We start from the raw sequence: 15,891 nt of genomic DNA on the forward strand, positions 1-15,891 counted from the left end.
GTATCTCTTCGTCACCCCGGCGCTGAGCCGGGGTCCCGCCGCCTCTCGCGTCGATGGAGAAGAAGCGAGACCCCGGATCAAGTCCGGGGTGACGGGGCGGGTTTACGCAACTTCGGGCACGCGCATCGCTTCCGCTGCGATAGCGATCGAGCGCTTTCTTGCCTCATGATCGTAGATGCTGCTGGTGAGCATCACTTCGTCCACGCCGGTGCGCTTCACGAAGGCGGCGATGCCGGCGGCGACATCGTCGCGATCGCCGATTGCGCTGCATGACAGGACCGAATCGAGGATGCGAGCGTGCATTGGGGGCAGGCTGTCGCGGTAACCGGGGACAGGCGGCTTCATCTTGCCGGGGTTGCCGGTGCGTAGCGCCACGAACTGCTGCTGCTGCGAGGTGGCGAGCAGTTCGGCCTCTGCGCGCGTGTCGGCGGCGAAGACGTTGAAGCCGGCCATCGCATAGGGCTTGTCGAGCTGCGCCGACGGGCGGAAGTCGCGGCGGTAGATCTCCATTGCCTGGTCGAGCGCGTCGGGGGCGAAATGCGAGGCAAAGGCGTAGGGGAGGCCGAGCATCGCGGCGAGTTGCGCGCCGAACAGCGAGGAACCGAGGATCCACAGGTCAGGCCTGGCGCCGGCGCCGGGGGTGGCGCTGATGCCGGTGCGGCCGTCGTCGGCGAGGTAGCTTTGCAGCTCGACGACGTCGTTGGGGAAAGCGTTGGGATCGCTGTCGAGCGTGCGGCGGATTGCGCGGGCGACGCGCTGGTCGCTGCCGGGCGCGCGGCCGAGGCCGAGGTCGATGCGGCCCGGGAAGAGCGCGTCGAGCGTGCCGAACTGCTCGGCGATCTGGAGCGGGGCGTGGTTGGGGAGCATGATCCCGCCCGCGCCGACGCGGATCGTGCTGGTCGCCGCGCCGACATGGGCGATCACCACCGCGGTGGCGGCCGACGCAATGCCCTCCATGCCGTGATGCTCGGCCACCCAATAGCGATTGTAGCCATGCGCCTCGGCGTGGCGGGCGAGGTCGGCAGCGTTGGCGAGCGCCTGCGACACGGTGCCGCCTTCGACGACGGGGACGAGATCGAGCAGCGAGAATTTGGTCATGCGTGGGATGTGGGCTGATCGGTTGCGGATCGCAACCGTGCTCTGCTCTTGATCCTTCCTAAGCGCAGCTTGGGAGGATAGGCTTGCCCCCGCACGCCAGCCTTCGTAACGAGCGCGCATGCCGCCAGGTCTTGATCATGTTCGCGCCTGGGTCTTCGATCTCGACAATACGCTGTACCCATCGAGCGCCGATCTGTTTGCGCAGATCGATACCAAGATGACCGACTATATCGCGCGGTTGCTGGGACTGGATCGGGTGGAGGCGCGGCGCATCCAGAAGGCCTACTTCCTCGGGCATGGGACGACGCTCGCCGGGCTGATGGCCGAGCATCATGTCGATCCGCATGATTTCCTTGCCTTCGTCCACGACGTCGAGATGGACGTGCTGGAGGAGAATGCGCCGCTTGCCGCCGCCGTCGCCAAGCTGCCGGGGCGCAAGGTGGTGTTCACCAACGGCGACGGACCTTATGCCACGCGCGTGCTGAAGCGGCTGGGGCTGGGCGAGAGCTTCGAGGCGATCCATGATATTCATGCCATGGACCTGGCGCCCAAGCCGGCGCCTTCGGCCTATGCCGGGCTGTGCGCGGCGCTCTCGATCGATCCCAGGACGGCGCTGTTCGCCGACGACATGGCGCGCAACCTGGCGCCGGCGAAAGCGATCGGCATGACCACCGTGTGGGTCGATAATGGGTCGGAGCAGGCCCACGACACCGATCGCAGCTTCATCGATTATACCACGCCCGACCTGACGGCGTGGCTGGAAGGGATATTGGACAAGGCATGACTGACCTCGAAACCACTATTGACGCCGCCTGGGAGAACCGTGCCGAGATCGGGCTGACGACGGCTGGCGAGGTTCGGATCGCGGTGGATCGAGCGCTGGCGCTGCTCGATTCAGGCGCGGCACGGGTCGCCGAGCCGGACGGCAATGGTGGTTGGCGGGTCAACCAGTGGCTGAAGAAGGCCGTGCTGCTGTCGTTCCGGCTTAACGACAATGCCTTGATCGACAATGGGCCGGGCGCGGGCCACTGGTTTGACAAGGTGCCGTCGAAGTTCTCGGGCTGGAGCGAGGGCGAATTCCGCGACGCGGGCTTCCGTGCGGTGCCGGGCAGCGTGGTGCGGCGCGGCGCCTTCATCGGCAAGGGTGCAATCCTGATGCCGAGCTTCGTCAACATCGGCGCCTATGTCGGCGAGGGAACGATGGTGGATACTTGGGCGACCGTGGGCTCGTGCGCGCAGATCGGGAAGAACGTCCATCTGTCGGGCGGCGCTGGCATCGGCGGCGTGCTGGAGCCGTTGCAGGCCGACCCGGTCATCATCGGCGACGGCGCGTTCATCGGTGCGCGATCCGAAGTGGCGGAGGGCGTGCGCGTCGGCGAGGGCGCGGTGCTGTCGATGGGCGTCTATCTCGGCGCATCGACCAAGATCATCGACCGCGCGACCGGCGAGACCTTCATCGGCGAAGTGCCGCCTTATGCCGTGGTGGTGCCGGGGACGACCGGCAGCAATCCGGGCCTTTATTGCGCGGTGATCGTGAAGCGGGTGGACGAGCGGACCCGCAGCAAGACCAGCATCAACGAGCTGCTGCGGGACTGATATCGCGCTCTGCCCAGCGAGATGAATGGGCGGTTGTTTGAGGTTCATGCAACCGCGGCCATTAGCGCACGTTACGGTCGCGTACCTGTTGTGTCGCAGCCGTTCCGTTTTCTCGAGGGAGAGTAAATATGCGTAAGATGATGCTGGCGCTTGGCGCCTCCGCGATGGTTCTGCCGTCGGTGATGGTCACCACCACCGATGCCGATGCGCAGCGGCGCTACAAGTATCGCGAGTGGAAGGGCAATGACGGCCGCTGGCGCTGCCGCAAGCCCGATGGCACCACCGGCCTGATTGTGGGCGGCGTTGCCGGCGCGCTGCTCGGCCGCACGATCGATACCCGTGGTGACCGGACGCTCGGCACCCTGGGCGGCGCCGCCGTCGGCGCGCTGGCCGGTCGCGAGGTCGAGCGCGGCACCAGCAAGCGTCGCTGCCGCTAAGCGCGCAACCTATCAGTCACTTGAGGGCGCGGTCCGGCTGGACCGCGCCCAAATGTCGTGAGGAGAAGAGGCGATGCCGACACGCAGTGGAACCGCGCGCTACGAAGGACTGGGCAAGAACGGCAAGGGTTGGACATCGACCCAGTCCGGCGTGCTGAATGAACAGCATTATGGCTTTGGCACGCGCTTCGAGAACGAGCCCGGTACCAATCCGGAAGAGCTGATCGCCGCGGCGCATGCGAGCTGCTTCACCATGGCACTGAGTTTCGCTCTTGCAGGCGCCGGCTATTCCGACGGCACGCTGGAGACGAGTGCCAAGGTGACCATCGACAAGGATGGAGACGGGTTCACGATCACCAAGTCCGCGCTTGACCTTCAAGCGACGGTGCCGGGTATTTCCGCCGAGGAGTTCGAGCGAATCGCCCGCGAGGCTAAAGCGAATTGTCCGGTTTCTAAAGTACTTAATGCAGAGATCACGCTGACCCACAACTTGTCGGCGTAAGTGTCGGCATGATGAACGGCATGTAGTTTCGCGTTCACGCAACTTAGCCGGGTGCCGGGTTGTTTTATCGGCATCACAGTCAGGAGTTGTTCCATGCGTATCATGATAGCCGTTGCGCTCGCCGCGACCAGTGTGACCGCGCTCCCGGTTCAGGCGCAGGCGGGACGCGAATATCGCGAGGACATACGCGATGCGCGCCGCGACTACCGCCGCGACCTTAATGACGCCGACTCGCGCCGTGACGTGCGCGAGGCCAATCGCGAATATCGCCGCGACGTGCGCGACGCGCGCCGTGATTACCGCCGCGAAGCGCGCGAGGATCGCCGCGACTGGCGCCGGGATCGTAACCAGTGGGGTCGCTATGACTATAATCGCCTGCCGCCGGGCCAGCGCGGTTATTATGCAGACACCTTCTATCGCGATGGCCGCTATTATCAGACGCGTCGGTTAGGCCGGAACGACCGCATCTATCGTGGCAGCAACGGCCGGTATTACTGCCGGCGCAATGATGGCACGACCGGGCTGATCGTCGGCGGCCTGGGCGGTGGTGTGCTGGGCAGCCTGCTGGCAAACGGCAATTCGAACACGCTGGGCGCCCTGATCGGTGCGGGTGCGGGCGCATTGCTCGGCCGCTCGGTCGATCGTGGCAATGTAACCTGCCGCTAAAAGTTCAGCCGGAAGTATCGGCGCGTAACTTGTAAAGGCGTACGGGGAGGCCCGGCGAGCGATCGCCGGGCCTTTTCGCGTGCGCAGGGTGGCGGTTAGGAGGCGGGCATGGCGGGTGTCCTTGGGGCGATCATGGCCGGGGGTGAGGCGCGGCGGTTCGGCTCGGACAAGGCGCTGGCGCTATTCGAGGGGCGGCCGCTGATCGATCATGTCGCGACGGGGCTGCGCGGGCAGACGGATGCGGTGGTTGTCGTGGGGCGGCATCATGGCGGGCTGACGAGCGTTGCCGATCGACCCGCGCGGGGGCTGGGGCCGCTCGGCGCCTTGGCCGGAGCACTGCACTGGGCGCAGGCGAACGGCTTTGCAGCGGTGCTGAGCGCGCCATGCGATGTGCCGTTGTTGCCGGATGATCTGGCGATGCGCTTGGCCGGGGAGGGGGCGGCCTATGTCGACGGGTTGCCGGTGCTGGGGTGGTGGCCGAGTGTTCTGGCGGACGATCTGGCGGAGTGGCTGGCGGCGGATCGGCCGCGGGCGGTGCGGCAGTGGGCGGCTGCCGTTGGGGCGCGTTTGGTGGTGCTGGAGGGCTTGCCGGCCAATGTGAATACACAGGAGGATCTGGCTGCGCTGCGGCGGTGAGCTGGTTCGTGCAAAGGCGCGAAGAAGAGGGTGTTGTTCACGCGAAGGCGCGAAGAAGGTAGGAGAAGGTTGTTCGCGCAGAGGCGCGGAGGACGCGGAGAAGGGCGGGGTGAACATCTCGCGTCAGCAACAATTCGATATGTTCGGCGTCGCATCGGGCGGTCGCACCAACCCCGCGGACGCGTCACCTCTGCGCTCTCCGCGCCTCCGCGCGAACAACACCTTCCTCTTCGCGTCTTCGCGTCTTCGCGTGAACCAAATCAACGCCGCTCAAGCGATCCAGTGCCAGATACCGGCGGGCCAGCCGGCGAGTGGCATGTGCGCCCAGGTGGCGGCGAGCCAGACCACGAAGCCGCCCGCCAGCGCGTGCATGCCGATCTTGCCGATCCGGGCACGGCCTGACGCAACGGCGGCGAAGGGCCAGTAGCTGGTGCGGCGTTCCCATTCGCGCCAGAAGTCGGGCCGGAGCCGTTCTTTCTTGCGGTCCTGCAGATGGGCGCCGAGCAGAGCGAGCACGATGATCGCCGTGGCCAGCACGATGTTGGACGGATCGGGAAAGACGAGGATGTGGACCACGGCCCAGAGCGCAAAGCCCCACATCATCGGGTGGCGCGTGATGGCGAACACGCCGCGCGCTTCGGGCACGGTGTCGGTCTTCACCTCGGGCATGGCAGGGTTGCGGATCAGCGAGCCCATGAAAAGGATTGCGCCGACCAGCATCAGCACGGTGCCGATCGCCCAGAGCGTGTCGCCGACGGGCCATAAAGGGGCCGCGGCGGGGGCGGCGCGATACGCAATGACCAGCCAGCCGAGGGTGACGAAGGCGACGAGGCTGTAGATGCCAAGAAAGCCCTTCTCGCCAGTGGCGCGCACGAGGGGCGAACGGAGCGGGTGGGAGAGGATGAAGTGCGTGCCCACGAAAGCGATTGCCGCCGCCACGACATTGTTCATTGCCGTTCCCCCACCGCCGCTTTTGGGCGATTGTGCGCCATAAGGGCCGTTCGTGTCGAGCGACGTCGAGACACTATTCGTGGCCGCTCGTGGCATGTCCCTCGACGTTGCTCTGGACGAACGGGAGGTAACCGTCACCCCAACTCAGGGCCGGGGTGACGATGTCATCTGGCTCAGTGTCGCGTTTCGCCCGAGGTGTGCACGCCGGCGGCCTGCGGCTCGGCGAGTTCGCTTTCGCCGGCCATGGCGTGGCCGGCCTCGTCCTGCAGCGTGTCGAGATGCATCAGACGCCGGATCAGCGGGCTTAGTGCCAGCACGACGACGGCGATACCGATCGTCCACCAGCCGATGGTGGAATAGACGGCCAGCGTCGCTTCCTTGGTCATCTCGCCGCTTTCGCCGCCGGTCGCCTCGCCGATCTTGCCGGCGACGAAATTGCCGACCGCCGTCATGTAGAACCAGGCGCCCATGATGAGGCTGGCGAGGTGCTTGGGCGCCAGCCGGTTCATCGCGCTGAGGCCAACGGGGGAGAGGCAAAGCTCGCCGGTGGTCTGGAGGAAATAGATCGCGAAGACGAAGAAGATCGGCGTTGCGACTTCCATGCCGACGCTCTGCGCACCCCAGACAAAGACGAGGAACGACAGGCCGACCTGCGCCAGCGCGAGGCCGAACTTGGCGGGAGCGGAGGGCTCCAGGCCGCGCTTGCCGAGAAACACCCAAAGCGCGGCAAGGATCGGGCCGAGCAGCACAATGTAGATCGGGTTGATCGACTGGAACAGCGAGGCCGGCACACCACCGCGATCGACGTAGCGATCGGTGTAGAGGTTGAGGCTGCCGCCCGCCTGTTCGAACAGGCCCCAGAACACCGGGTTGAGCGCGATCAGGAACAGCACCACGAACATCCGATCGCGGGCGTGCGGCGGGAGCTTGAAGCTTTCGAACAGGACGTAGCCGAGCAAGGCGACGCCCGAGATGATCAGCAGCGTCTGGATCACGTCCTGATACTGAACCAGCGCCCAGATCACCGCAATCGCGGCGAGGCCGATGCCGTAAAGCGTCCACTCGGTGCCCCTGGCGAGTGGGCGCGGTGCCTCCCCCTTGCCCATCAGCAGCGGCTTGCCGAGGACGAAGACGATAAGGCCGAGCAGCATGCCGACACCCGCGGCGCCGAAACCGTACGCCCAGCCATAGGTTTCACCCAGCCAGCCCGCCATGATCGTGCCGAGCGCGGCGCCCGTGTTAATGCCGATGTAGAAGATGGTGTAGGCGCCATCGCGGCGGATGTCGGTGAGGGGATAGAGCTGCCCGACGATCACCGAAATGTTGGCCTTCAGGAAACCCGAGCCCACGATGATGAAAGCGAGCGCCAGCCAGAAGACGTTGATTGCGGCCGATCCCTGCCCACCGTCGCCCTCGACCGCCATCAGCAGGTGGCCAAGCGTCAGCAGCACCGCGCCGTACACCACCGCCTTGCGCTGACCGAGATAGCGATCCGCGAGATAGCCGCCCAGCACCGGAGTGATGTACACGAGGCTGGTATAGGCGCCGTAGATCAGGTTCGATTTCGAATCATCGAATAGCCAATGCTTCGTCAGGTAGAAGATCAGCAGCGCGCGCATGCCATAATAGGAGAAGCGCTCCCACATTTCGGCGAAGAACAGGACGTAAAGGCCCTTGGGATGGCCAAGGAAATCGGGGCCTTTGCGCGTGACGCCGACAGCGCCGCCGGCCAGCAGGATCGCGAGAAACCCCAGCGCGATCGATGGAATGATGGGCAAGAATACGCTCCCTGGCAATCAGGCGGGGATCAACGCTCCCCCAAATGGGGCCGAGCCTAGCGCGCAAATTGGCGATGCCAAAGCAGTTGTTGCGGGTGAGACAATCGCCATGCTGCTGAGGCGCAACGCTGCGTTGCCCGTTACAGGCTCGACTTGCGAACGTGTCGCGATAAGAGGGCGCATGTTCAACGACACCACGACCCCGCTTTCGCTTCTTACCACTCGCCGTTCAGGCAAGCCGCGCGATCTCGTCGCGCCCGGGCCGAGCGAGGCGCAGTTGCGCGAGATCTGCGCCATCGCTTGCCGCACGCCGGATCATGGCAAGCTGGCGCCGTGGCGGTTCGTGACCGTGACCGCGGCGCAGCGCGCGGCGTTCGCGGCACTGCTTCTGGATGCCTATTGTGCCGGGCGGCCGGACGCGAAGCGGCTTGAACTCGAATCGATCGAACAATTCGCCCATCAGGCGCCGGCGCTTGTCGTGGCGCTGTCCTCTCCGCGGATCGAAAGTCAGATCCCAGTTTGGGAGCAGGAATTATCGGCCGGGGCGGCGTGCATGAACCTGCTTCATGCGGCGCATGCGATGGGCTTTGCCGGCGGATGGCTGACGACCTGGGCGGCCTTCGACGATCGGGTGCGCGATGCGTTCGGCGCGGCGCCGGAACGGATCGCGGGTTTCATCTTTATCGGTACGCCGTCGCGCCTGCTGGAGGAGCGACCGCGGCCCGATCTGGCGGCGACGGTGAGCACCTGGGCGCCGTGAGGGTCAGCTTCGCCCGGCGAACATGAAGGCCGCCGCCCCGACGAGGCAGGCGAAGGCGCCGGCGTGGCGCCAGCTCAATTGCTCGCCGAGCACGAACACGGCAAAGGCGCCGAACACCAGCAAGGTGATCACTTCCTGCGCCACCTTTAGCTGCCCGCCGGTCCAGCCGCTGGCGTAGCCGAGCCGGTTGGCGGGGACAGCGAAGCAATATTCGACCAGTGCGATCGCCCAGCTGAGCAGGATCACGGTCGGCAGCGGCTTCGCCATGCCACCCTTGAGGTGCCAATACCAGGCGATCGTCATGAAGACGTTGGAAACGAGCAGCAGCGCGATCGTGGGCATGGCCGAGCGGTAGCGCCGCGCCAACGTCGGCGAAAGCGGCTCAGTCTGCGGCGTGGCAGGTGAGCGGCGGATTTCCGGGCCGGGTCAGGGTCGCAACTTTGCCCTTGCCGCGTAGCTCATGGCCCTCGCCGGCATACCAGATGCCGGAGGCGGGGCGCTGGCCGGCTAGCCGGACGGTGGTGGCAGCTAGCGCGAGCGTGGCGGTATCACGTTGATTGTCGAAGATAGCGCGAAAGCCGGTGCTGTCGTCGCAGCGATAGGTCGCAACGATGCGGCCTGGAGTCGTCGGTGCGGTAACGGGAGACGTCGGCTCCTGCTCGGCTGCATAGTTTCCGACCGATTGCTGCGCCGCCCGCGCGGCATTGGCGATGTCGACTTATTCCGATCGCGGCTGCAGCGGCGAGCAGCCGGTCGAGAGCGCCAGGGCCGCTGCGCCGAAGCGCAGCGTGCCGCGTGGCTCAGGGGTTGAGCGCCACATCGTCCGCGTCGCCGAGATCTTCATCCTCGTCGATGGAGCCATCATCGAATTCGTCCTGAACGACATCTTCGTCGATATCGTCTTCGTCCTGATCGGAATCGTCGTCGTGCTCGGCGACCTGATCGTCGCGCATCAGCAGTTCGTCCTCGTCCGAGGCATCCTCGTCGTCATCGCCGGCGTCGATGTCTGGATCGAGATCGGTGATGATCGTGCCGTCGCCCGGCCCGTCCCGCGTTGCTTCGAGGATTTCGGCGCGCTGGCTTTCGTCATAGCCGTCTTCGTCGAAGCCGTCGTCGCCTGAACCCTGGCTGGTCACTTGATGGCCGCCCATGATCGTACCTCCTGATCGTGGGCATTGGAACGGCCGCGAGCCGCGCCGGGTTCCGGCGACGAAGACGATCGGCGCCTGATCTCGCGGCGAGGGTGGCGGCTTCTTCGCCGCATGCTTATGTGGCGCTTTCCGGTTCGTACGACGAAAGCGTTTGAGATGCTTGATACTCCGCTGGCCAATGTGCCGACGCTCAGCCTGGCCGATCAGGCGCGCGATCCCGAGCGGTTCGCGGCCGATCTGGGCGGTTCGTTCCGCCGCTTTGGCTTTGCGGTGGTCGCTGATCACGGCATCCCCGGCGATCTGATCGCGCGTGCCTGGTCGGAAACGGAGGCGCTGTTCAAGCTGGCCGACGACGAGAAGCGCGGCTATTTCGTCGAGGGCGGCGGCGGGGCGCGCGGCTACACGCCGTTCAAGACCGAGATCGCCAAGGACGCCAAGCACGTCGATTTGAAGGAGTTCTGGCACGTCGGGCGCGAGCTGCCCGCGGGGCACCGCTACGCCGGCGACATGGCGCCGAACATCTGGCCGGCGCGGCCGGAGGGCTTCAAGGACACGTTTGTCGAATTGTTCGCGGCGTTCGATACCGCCGGCGACAAGCTGCTGTCGGCGATCGCGCGGCACCTAGGCCTCGCCCCGGACTGGTTTGATCCGGCGGTCAAGGACGGCAATTCAGTGCTGCGCCTGCTGCACTATCCGCCGATCCCGGTTGATGCCGAGGGCGTTCGGGCGGGCGCGCATGAGGATATCAACCTCATCACCCTGCTCCTGGGTGCTGAAGAGGCCGGGCTCGAACTGCTTGATCGCGATTCAGGGCGCTGGCTGGCGATCAAGCCGCCGGAAGGGGCAATGGTCGTCAACGTCGGGGACATGCTGCAGCGGCTGACCAACCACGTGCTGCCATCGACCACCCACCGCGTCGTCAACCCACCGCCCGAGCGACGCGGCCATTCGCGCTATTCGATGCCGTTCTTTCTGCATCCCGCACCCGATTTCCTGATCGAAACGCTGCCGCAGACCATCACGGCGGAAAACCCGAACCGCTATCCCACGCCGATCACCGCAAACGGCTATTTGCATGAGCGGCTGGTAGAGATCGGGCTGATCAAGAAGTGAGGTGAGCTGCGCGTCATTCGCGTTGCAGCCGGCGGGAGTTTGTAAATGCAGGCCTGGGGTGCTCCGCGAGGACTGCGTGTATCACGGTCAGGGGGCGGGATGGGGCGCTGCGCCGGCAGCGCCCGCCCGCGATCACCGGCTCGCCAGGAACTGGCCGAGATCCTTAGGCGCGGTGGCATTCGCCTCCGCCGTCAACTGAGCATCGCTGCGCGGCGCCATCATGTCGCCCGAATAAGCGAGGTCGGTCACTTCCACCGTGGCACCCATTTCGGTTGCGGCGAACAGCTTCTTGGCGAAGCTGGTGGGCATGCGGATGCAGCCGTGAGACGCCGGGAAGCCCGGATTCTTGCCCGCGTGAAGCGCCACGCCATCCCACGTCAGCCGCTGCATGAACGGCATCGGCGCATTGTCGTAAAGGTTGGAGTGGTGCATTTCCTTTTTTTGAAGGATGGTGAACTTGCCGACAGGCGTTTCCTTGCCCTCCTTGCCGGTCGATACCGTTGACACGGCCACAAGCGAATCGCCGCGGAAGACATAAGCCTTCTGATCGGGGATGCTGATCAGGATACTGACCGGGCCGGCAGCGGCATCCTGTTCCCAGAGATATTGGCCGGGCGTGAGGCTCGCCGCTGCCTCCACAAGCGCGAAAGCGGATGATTGTCCGGCGACTGTAGGCGTTGACGTTTCTGCCAAAGCGGGCATAGATGTAAGGGCTGCCAATCCGAGGGCAGCCGGCAGCAAGGCGCGAATCGTGCGCATGGTGCGACCCCTTTCAATGTGGGGGCCCGATCATTTCGGGCCGTCGCATCATAAACGCGCACCCTTGACTTTTGTGCCATACGATGAGCCGCGCTATTTTCACGGCAGATGCGGAAACCTCCCCGTCCGACGGCTGCAAAGTTGAGGATTGTTCACCTTTTCCCTGCTATACAGTGGCTTACCGGGAACGGGGATTGCGACATTGATGGTGAACATGGTTGAAGCCGCGCCGACGCGCCGTGGCTTGCTGAAGACGGCTGGGGCACTGGCCGGTGCGATGGTGGTGCCGGACGCCGTGAGTGCAGCAATGCGCGCGACGGACGCGAAGCGGGTGCCGCTGACCTCCTCCAGTCTGGCGCCCGTACGGCCCGCGCCGCGGGTGGTGCCGAGCTCGCCGCGAGTCGTGCGACCGGAGCTGATGCGTGAAGCGCTCGCTGCGATGGAGCGGCACGGCAGCCGGCTCGCGCTGCGCGACCGGATGGTGATCGCGGATTTCTCCGCGCCATCAAACCAAGCGCGTTTTCACTTCATCGATCTGGTGAGCGGCAAGAGCGTGTCGAAGCTGGTCGCGCATGGCAGCGGCTCCGATCCGGGGCATACCGGCTTTCTTCAGCGCTTTTCGAACAAGAATGGATCGAATGCGTCGTGCGAAGGCGCTTTCCTGGCCAGCGACTATTATGTCGGCAAGCACGGCAAGTCGCAGCGGCTGATCGGGCTCGATCCGACCAACGACAATGCCCTGGCGCGCGCCATCGTGGTGCATGGCGCCTGGTATTCGAACCCCGACATGATCCGCACACACGGCCGGCTGGGCCGCAGCCAGGGTTGCTTCGCGGTGGGTGAGCGTGAGTTGGCCGAGGTGTTCGAGCGGCTGGGCCAAGGCCGGATGATCTACGCCGCCAAGGTGTGACGTTTCCCCAAGCGACGGGCGCGGCCGATCAGCCGCGCCCATAGCAATTGTTCGATGCCTGCATGGCCGAGGCCGAGGTGGGGCGGCCGGACACTCAGCGCGCCGCCAAAGGTGAGCGTTCCGGCGCGCAGCGAGGCGCGTGAGACGTCGGCCCAGCGGCGCGCGGTCGCCCAGCGGACCATGCGTATGTCGGCGGCGCTGCATGCCTGTTCGGCGAGGAACGCTTCCTGCATGCGCACCAGGAAGCGGCCGAGCCGGGCGAGCGTTGACCGATCCGGCACCGGCTGCCGGTGCATCAGATGTTCTACGACCAGATCGGCCGCGACCCTGGCATCCTCGCCGAGCGCGGCGGCATAGGCGCCGGTGAGCACGCGCCGCGCATTAGCCAGCATCGTATCTTCATAGCGTTGCGATGCGCCGCCGGCGTGGCGTCGATAGGCTAGCAAAGGCGTGTCGATCCGCGCGATCGGGCCGAGCATGGACAGGCGATGGTAGAGGTCGAAATCCTCGGCGTAGAGGATGTCGGGGCGAGTGAAGGGCTGCAGCCGTCGTGCGGCGTCGGCGCGGATCATGACCGAGGACCAGACGAGCGGATTTTCGATCCGGATCAGCCAGCGCAGCAGCGCCGGCGTGGTGTGCGCCACGTGTGGCGAGGGCAGCAGGCGGGCGCCTTCCAGCACCTCCGTCGCGCTGGCGACCAGCACAGTCTCGGGGTTGGCGTTTAAGTACGCCACTTGCTTCGCGAACCGTTCGGGAAGGCAGAGGTCGTCCTGGTCAAGCGCGGCGACGTAGCGGCCGCGTGCCTCGGCGAAGGCACGGTTGCGGGCGCGGACGGGGCCGCCATTCTCTTCCAGCGCGATCATCCGCACGCGCGGATCGGGCCAGGTGCGAAGCACATCACGCGTGCCGTCGCGCGAGCAATCGTCGACGACGATCACTTCGAAGTCGTTGAAGGTCTGTTTCTGCAAGGTAGCGAGCGTCGCCGGCAGCAGGTCGGCGCCATTATACGCCGCCATGATGACGCTGACGGTCGGATCTGCACTGGACGAGCGGCTCACGCGGCGGCTCTGGCTCGTCCGGCGAGCAGCTGGTCGACGATCATCATGCCGACATCGTTCTGCCACAGCCACAGGCCGTTCGCCTGGCCGACGAAGCTCGCCTCGCCGCCCAGCTTGCCGTGCGGCACGAAGCCCGCGGCAAGGCCGATACCGTAAAGGCCCGGAATCGGTGCGCCGGACCGGTCGCGGACGCGGCAGGCATCGTCCACCATGGGTGCGCCGCCGTGCGCGGCGAGACCGAGCGGGCGGCCATCGGCTTCCTCCAGCGGCAGCGCGCGGGGGCGATAGCCGAGCGCCGCGATAACAAGGTCGGCTTCGGCCAGCACGTTGCGGGCCGCGAGATCGTCGTCGCCGGTGACACGGTGAAGGGCCACGCGCGGCTCGGGCGCCCGGCCGTCGACACCCAGCATCCGCAGCACCAGTTCGCGTGCCTCCAGCCGGAAACCCGCGAGACGATAGACGAAGCCGGAGACCGGGCAGATGTCGTTCGGCCCGAAGTCGGTGAATCCTTCCGCATGCGCCGCCTCGACCGAATGGTAGAAGGGGCGCAGTGGGCTGCGGTGGAGCAGGGTGATGCCGCCGGCGCCGAATGGCAGCGCGGGACGCTCGCGCAGCAGCAGCGCAACGGTGGTGAGCGCGCTGGTGGAGCCGCCGATCACCGCCACGCGCGGCGCGCGCTTGCTCGACAGCAAGTCGGCGACCATTTCAAACCCGCCGCGCGCTAGCACCGAATCCGACTGGACCAGCCGATCGCCGGCGATCTCCATCAGCGACGTGCCGGCCACCCGTTGTGTGACAAGCCGGTCGAGTGGCTGGTGCCCGCCAGTGGCGATGACGAGGTTGCGCGCGACTCGTTCGGTATCGCGATGCGTGGCGGTGTCGCGCAGGCGAACGTGCCACAGCCCTTCCTTGCGGCGGGCGTGAAGCGCCTCCGTGCCGGTCAGCACCGTGCCGCCATTGGCCGTCACGCTGGCGTGAAGGCGATCGCCGATCGCACGCAGCATCGGGCCGACTTCGGCGAGTGGGACGCCAAGCGAGGCGCGGTGACGCGCGATTGCCAACGTCGCGGGGTGATCGGCAAGAGCGGCGATGGCGGGGTCGGGATTGCCCTCAATTGCCGAGAGGAAGGTTTGCGCGGTGGAGTCCGAAGTGATCGCGTAGCGGCCGAGCTGCCCGCCGCCGATCGCCTGGTCGCGTTCGACGAGGACAAGGCCGCGCGACAGTTCGGGCAACAGGCCGTGGCGGCTTGCCGCGGTGAGCATCGCGGTGCCCGCCGGACCGCCGCCGATGATCATCGTCTCCGCGATTGGCGGGGGGGCAGCGACGCGGGGACGCGCTTTGATCGCGACAATGCGGTCAAGCGTGTCGACCACATGCGCCACGTCCTCCACCGTCATGGTGTCGGAAAGAGGAAGCGAGAGCAGGCGGCTGCCGACCATATCGGCGACCGGCGTGGGTTCGATCTGCGCAATCTCATGCACCCAGGGCTGCTCGCCAAGATGCGGACTGAAATACTTGCCGGCGCCGATTCCCTCTTCGCCGAGCCGGGCGATGATTGCGTCGCGCTCGTGCGTGCGCTCGGAGGGCAGCAGGAGCGGGAAAAAGCCAAGCGCCTGGCGGCCGGTGGGGCGTGGCTGCGCGGTGTAGCGGCCGGCGATCGCGTGGCGATAGGCGTCCGCCAGTTGATCGCGGTGACCGGCGACCTCGGCAAAATCGTCGAGGCGGGCCTTCGCGACGAGCGCCATCACCTCGGGCATCTTGGCATTGAGGCCGGGCAGGGTGGCGGTGCGCGGTGCGGTGAAGCCGAAGTTCGCCATGGCGCGCAGCCGCTCGATCCGGTCTGGGTCGGCGCAGTGGATCAGCCCGCCTTCCTGCGTGGCGAACGGCTTGGTCGCATGCATGGAGAAGACGACCGGGAAGGGGGCACCGGCGCCGAAGCCGAGGCCCGACGCGTCGGTGGTGCCAAGCGAAGCGGCGGCATCGACCACCACGGCAACGCCGAAGCGCTTCGACAGCCAGCGGTACCGATCGAGGTCGATGCCATAGCCGAAGGTGGCATAAGGCACGACGGCCGCGATCTGCGCGCCATATCGTTCGAGCAGCCGCTCTTCCTCGTCGGCGGCGGCGCTCCAGTTGTCGGCATCGACATCGCACACCAGCGGCGTCAGACCCGCCCACCAGGCGGCCTGCGCCGTCGCGGCGAAGGTGATCGCGGGCATCAGCGCGAAGCGGCCGGCCGGGCCGTCGCTGACCGCGTCTCGCAAGGAAATCATCAGTCCGAGCGTGGCATTGGCCACGGCCAGGCACGCGCCGCGCCCACCGAACAGACGCGTCGTGGCATCGGCCTCGAACGCGCGCAGAACGGGGCCGTTGTTGCTGTAGATCCCCGATTCCTCGATCCGGGCGAGCCCCTCGGTCAAGGTGCTAAGCCGCGGCGGATGCGGGGTAATCAACGGCAAGCGCTTCATCGGACGGT

18 protein-coding genes are annotated in these 15,891 nt (G+C 66.3%); 9 read left to right on the plus strand and 9 right to left on the minus strand.

The window, feature by feature from the left end; genetic code table 11:
• Positions 1–102: 102 nt before the first annotated feature.
• Positions 103–1,098, minus strand: coding sequence for an LLM class flavin-dependent oxidoreductase (locus SPHI_RS05380; protein ID WP_076743854.1), 996 nt, complete (start codon positions 1,096–1,098; stop codon positions 103–105).
• A gap of 118 nt (positions 1,099–1,216) precedes the next feature.
• On the opposite strand from SPHI_RS05380, the gene SPHI_RS05385 reads away from it, so the two are divergent.
• The 6 genes from SPHI_RS05385 to mobA all read left to right on the plus strand — a co-directional run bounded on the left by SPHI_RS05385 (position 1,217) and on the right by mobA (position 4,935).
• Positions 1,217–1,882 (plus strand): pyrimidine 5'-nucleotidase, encoded by a 666-nt coding sequence (locus tag SPHI_RS05385; protein WP_076743855.1) that lies wholly within the window; start codon positions 1,217–1,219, stop codon positions 1,880–1,882.
• Positions 1,879–2,694 (plus strand): 2,3,4,5-tetrahydropyridine-2,6-dicarboxylate N-succinyltransferase, encoded by an 816-nt coding sequence (gene dapD, locus SPHI_RS05390; protein ID WP_076743856.1) that lies wholly within the window; start codon positions 1,879–1,881, stop codon positions 2,692–2,694. The genes SPHI_RS05385 and dapD overlap by 4 nt, the downstream gene beginning before the upstream one ends.
• Positions 2,695–2,822: 128 nt before the next feature.
• Positions 2,823–3,131, plus strand: coding sequence for a glycine zipper 2TM domain-containing protein (locus SPHI_RS05395; RefSeq protein ID WP_076743857.1), 309 nt, complete (start codon positions 2,823–2,825; stop codon positions 3,129–3,131).
• Between the two features lie 73 nt (positions 3,132–3,204).
• Positions 3,205–3,633: an OsmC family protein gene (locus SPHI_RS05400; RefSeq protein WP_076743858.1), complete on the plus strand. Its 429-nt coding sequence runs from the start codon at positions 3,205–3,207 to the stop codon at positions 3,631–3,633.
• A gap of 93 nt (positions 3,634–3,726) precedes the next feature.
• Positions 3,727–4,299, plus strand: a complete 573-nt coding sequence (locus SPHI_RS05405; protein WP_076743859.1) for a glycine zipper 2TM domain-containing protein — start codon at positions 3,727–3,729, stop codon at positions 4,297–4,299.
• A 108-nt stretch (positions 4,300–4,407) separates the two neighbouring features.
• The gene (gene mobA, locus SPHI_RS05410; RefSeq protein ID WP_076743860.1) at positions 4,408–4,935 is read left to right on the plus strand and encodes a molybdenum cofactor guanylyltransferase; all 528 of its coding nucleotides are present in this window, start codon (positions 4,408–4,410) and stop codon (positions 4,933–4,935) included.
• A gap of 270 nt (positions 4,936–5,205) precedes the next feature.
• Here the strand turns inward: mobA and SPHI_RS05415 are convergent, their stop codons facing one another.
• Both SPHI_RS05415 and SPHI_RS05420 read right to left on the minus strand, forming a co-directional pair.
• Positions 5,206–5,886: an NnrU family protein gene (locus SPHI_RS05415; protein ID WP_076743861.1), complete on the minus strand. Its 681-nt coding sequence runs from the start codon at positions 5,884–5,886 to the stop codon at positions 5,206–5,208.
• Positions 5,887–6,059: 173 nt separating this feature from the next.
• Positions 6,060–7,664 (minus strand): peptide MFS transporter, encoded by a 1,605-nt coding sequence (locus SPHI_RS05420; RefSeq protein ID WP_096348721.1) that lies wholly within the window; start codon positions 7,662–7,664, stop codon positions 6,060–6,062.
• A gap of 181 nt (positions 7,665–7,845) precedes the next feature.
• Here SPHI_RS05420 and SPHI_RS05425 point away from each other — a divergent pair, with 181 nt between their 5' ends.
• Positions 7,846–8,424 carry a nitroreductase family protein gene (locus SPHI_RS05425; RefSeq protein WP_076743863.1) on the plus strand — a complete coding sequence of 193 codons (579 nt, stop codon included), beginning with the start codon at positions 7,846–7,848 and terminating at the stop codon, positions 8,422–8,424.
• 3 nt (positions 8,425–8,427) lie between these two features.
• Here SPHI_RS05425 and SPHI_RS05430 read toward each other — a convergent pair whose 3' ends face one another.
• From SPHI_RS05430 to SPHI_RS05440, 3 genes are all read right to left on the minus strand, one after another.
• Positions 8,428–8,766, minus strand: coding sequence for a DMT family protein (locus SPHI_RS05430; protein WP_076743864.1), 339 nt, complete (start codon positions 8,764–8,766; stop codon positions 8,428–8,430).
• A 40-nt stretch (positions 8,767–8,806) separates the two neighbouring features.
• Complete coding sequence (locus SPHI_RS15475; RefSeq protein ID WP_083719843.1) at positions 8,807–9,136, minus strand: MliC family protein; 330 nt, start codon at positions 9,134–9,136, stop codon at positions 8,807–8,809.
• An 88-nt stretch (positions 9,137–9,224) separates the two neighbouring features.
• Positions 9,225–9,575 (minus strand): DNA primase, encoded by a 351-nt coding sequence (locus SPHI_RS05440; protein WP_076743865.1) that lies wholly within the window; start codon positions 9,573–9,575, stop codon positions 9,225–9,227.
• A 156-nt stretch (positions 9,576–9,731) separates the two neighbouring features.
• Between SPHI_RS05440 and SPHI_RS05445 the strand changes: the two genes are divergently transcribed.
• Positions 9,732–10,688 carry an isopenicillin N synthase family dioxygenase gene (locus SPHI_RS05445; protein ID WP_076743959.1) on the plus strand — a complete coding sequence of 319 codons (957 nt, stop codon included), beginning with the start codon at positions 9,732–9,734 and terminating at the stop codon, positions 10,686–10,688.
• Positions 10,689–10,820: 132 nt separating this feature from the next.
• Here the strand turns inward: SPHI_RS05445 and SPHI_RS05450 are convergent, their stop codons facing one another.
• The gene (locus SPHI_RS05450; protein WP_076743866.1) at positions 10,821–11,447 is read right to left on the minus strand and encodes a L,D-transpeptidase family protein; all 627 of its coding nucleotides are present in this window, start codon (positions 11,445–11,447) and stop codon (positions 10,821–10,823) included.
• A gap of 205 nt (positions 11,448–11,652) precedes the next feature.
• Here SPHI_RS05450 and SPHI_RS05455 point away from each other — a divergent pair, with 205 nt between their 5' ends.
• Complete coding sequence (locus tag SPHI_RS05455) at positions 11,653–12,357, plus strand: murein L,D-transpeptidase catalytic domain family protein (RefSeq protein WP_076743867.1); 705 nt, start codon at positions 11,653–11,655, stop codon at positions 12,355–12,357.
• Here the strand turns inward: SPHI_RS05455 and SPHI_RS05460 are convergent.
• Positions 12,339–13,415: a glycosyltransferase family 2 protein gene (locus SPHI_RS05460; RefSeq protein WP_233130702.1), complete on the minus strand. Its 1,077-nt coding sequence runs from the start codon at positions 13,413–13,415 to the stop codon at positions 12,339–12,341. The genes SPHI_RS05455 and SPHI_RS05460 overlap by 19 nt on opposite strands.
• Complete coding sequence (locus tag SPHI_RS05465; protein WP_076743869.1) at positions 13,412–15,883, minus strand: DegT/DnrJ/EryC1/StrS family aminotransferase; 2,472 nt, start codon at positions 15,881–15,883, stop codon at positions 13,412–13,414. Before SPHI_RS05465 ends, SPHI_RS05460 begins: the two co-directional genes overlap by 4 nt.
• Positions 15,884–15,891 lie beyond the last annotated feature (8 nt).

This window comes from Sphingomonas jeddahensis, assembly GCF_001981525.1.
Classification (GTDB): domain Bacteria; phylum Pseudomonadota; class Alphaproteobacteria; order Sphingomonadales; family Sphingomonadaceae; genus Sphingomonas; species Sphingomonas jeddahensis.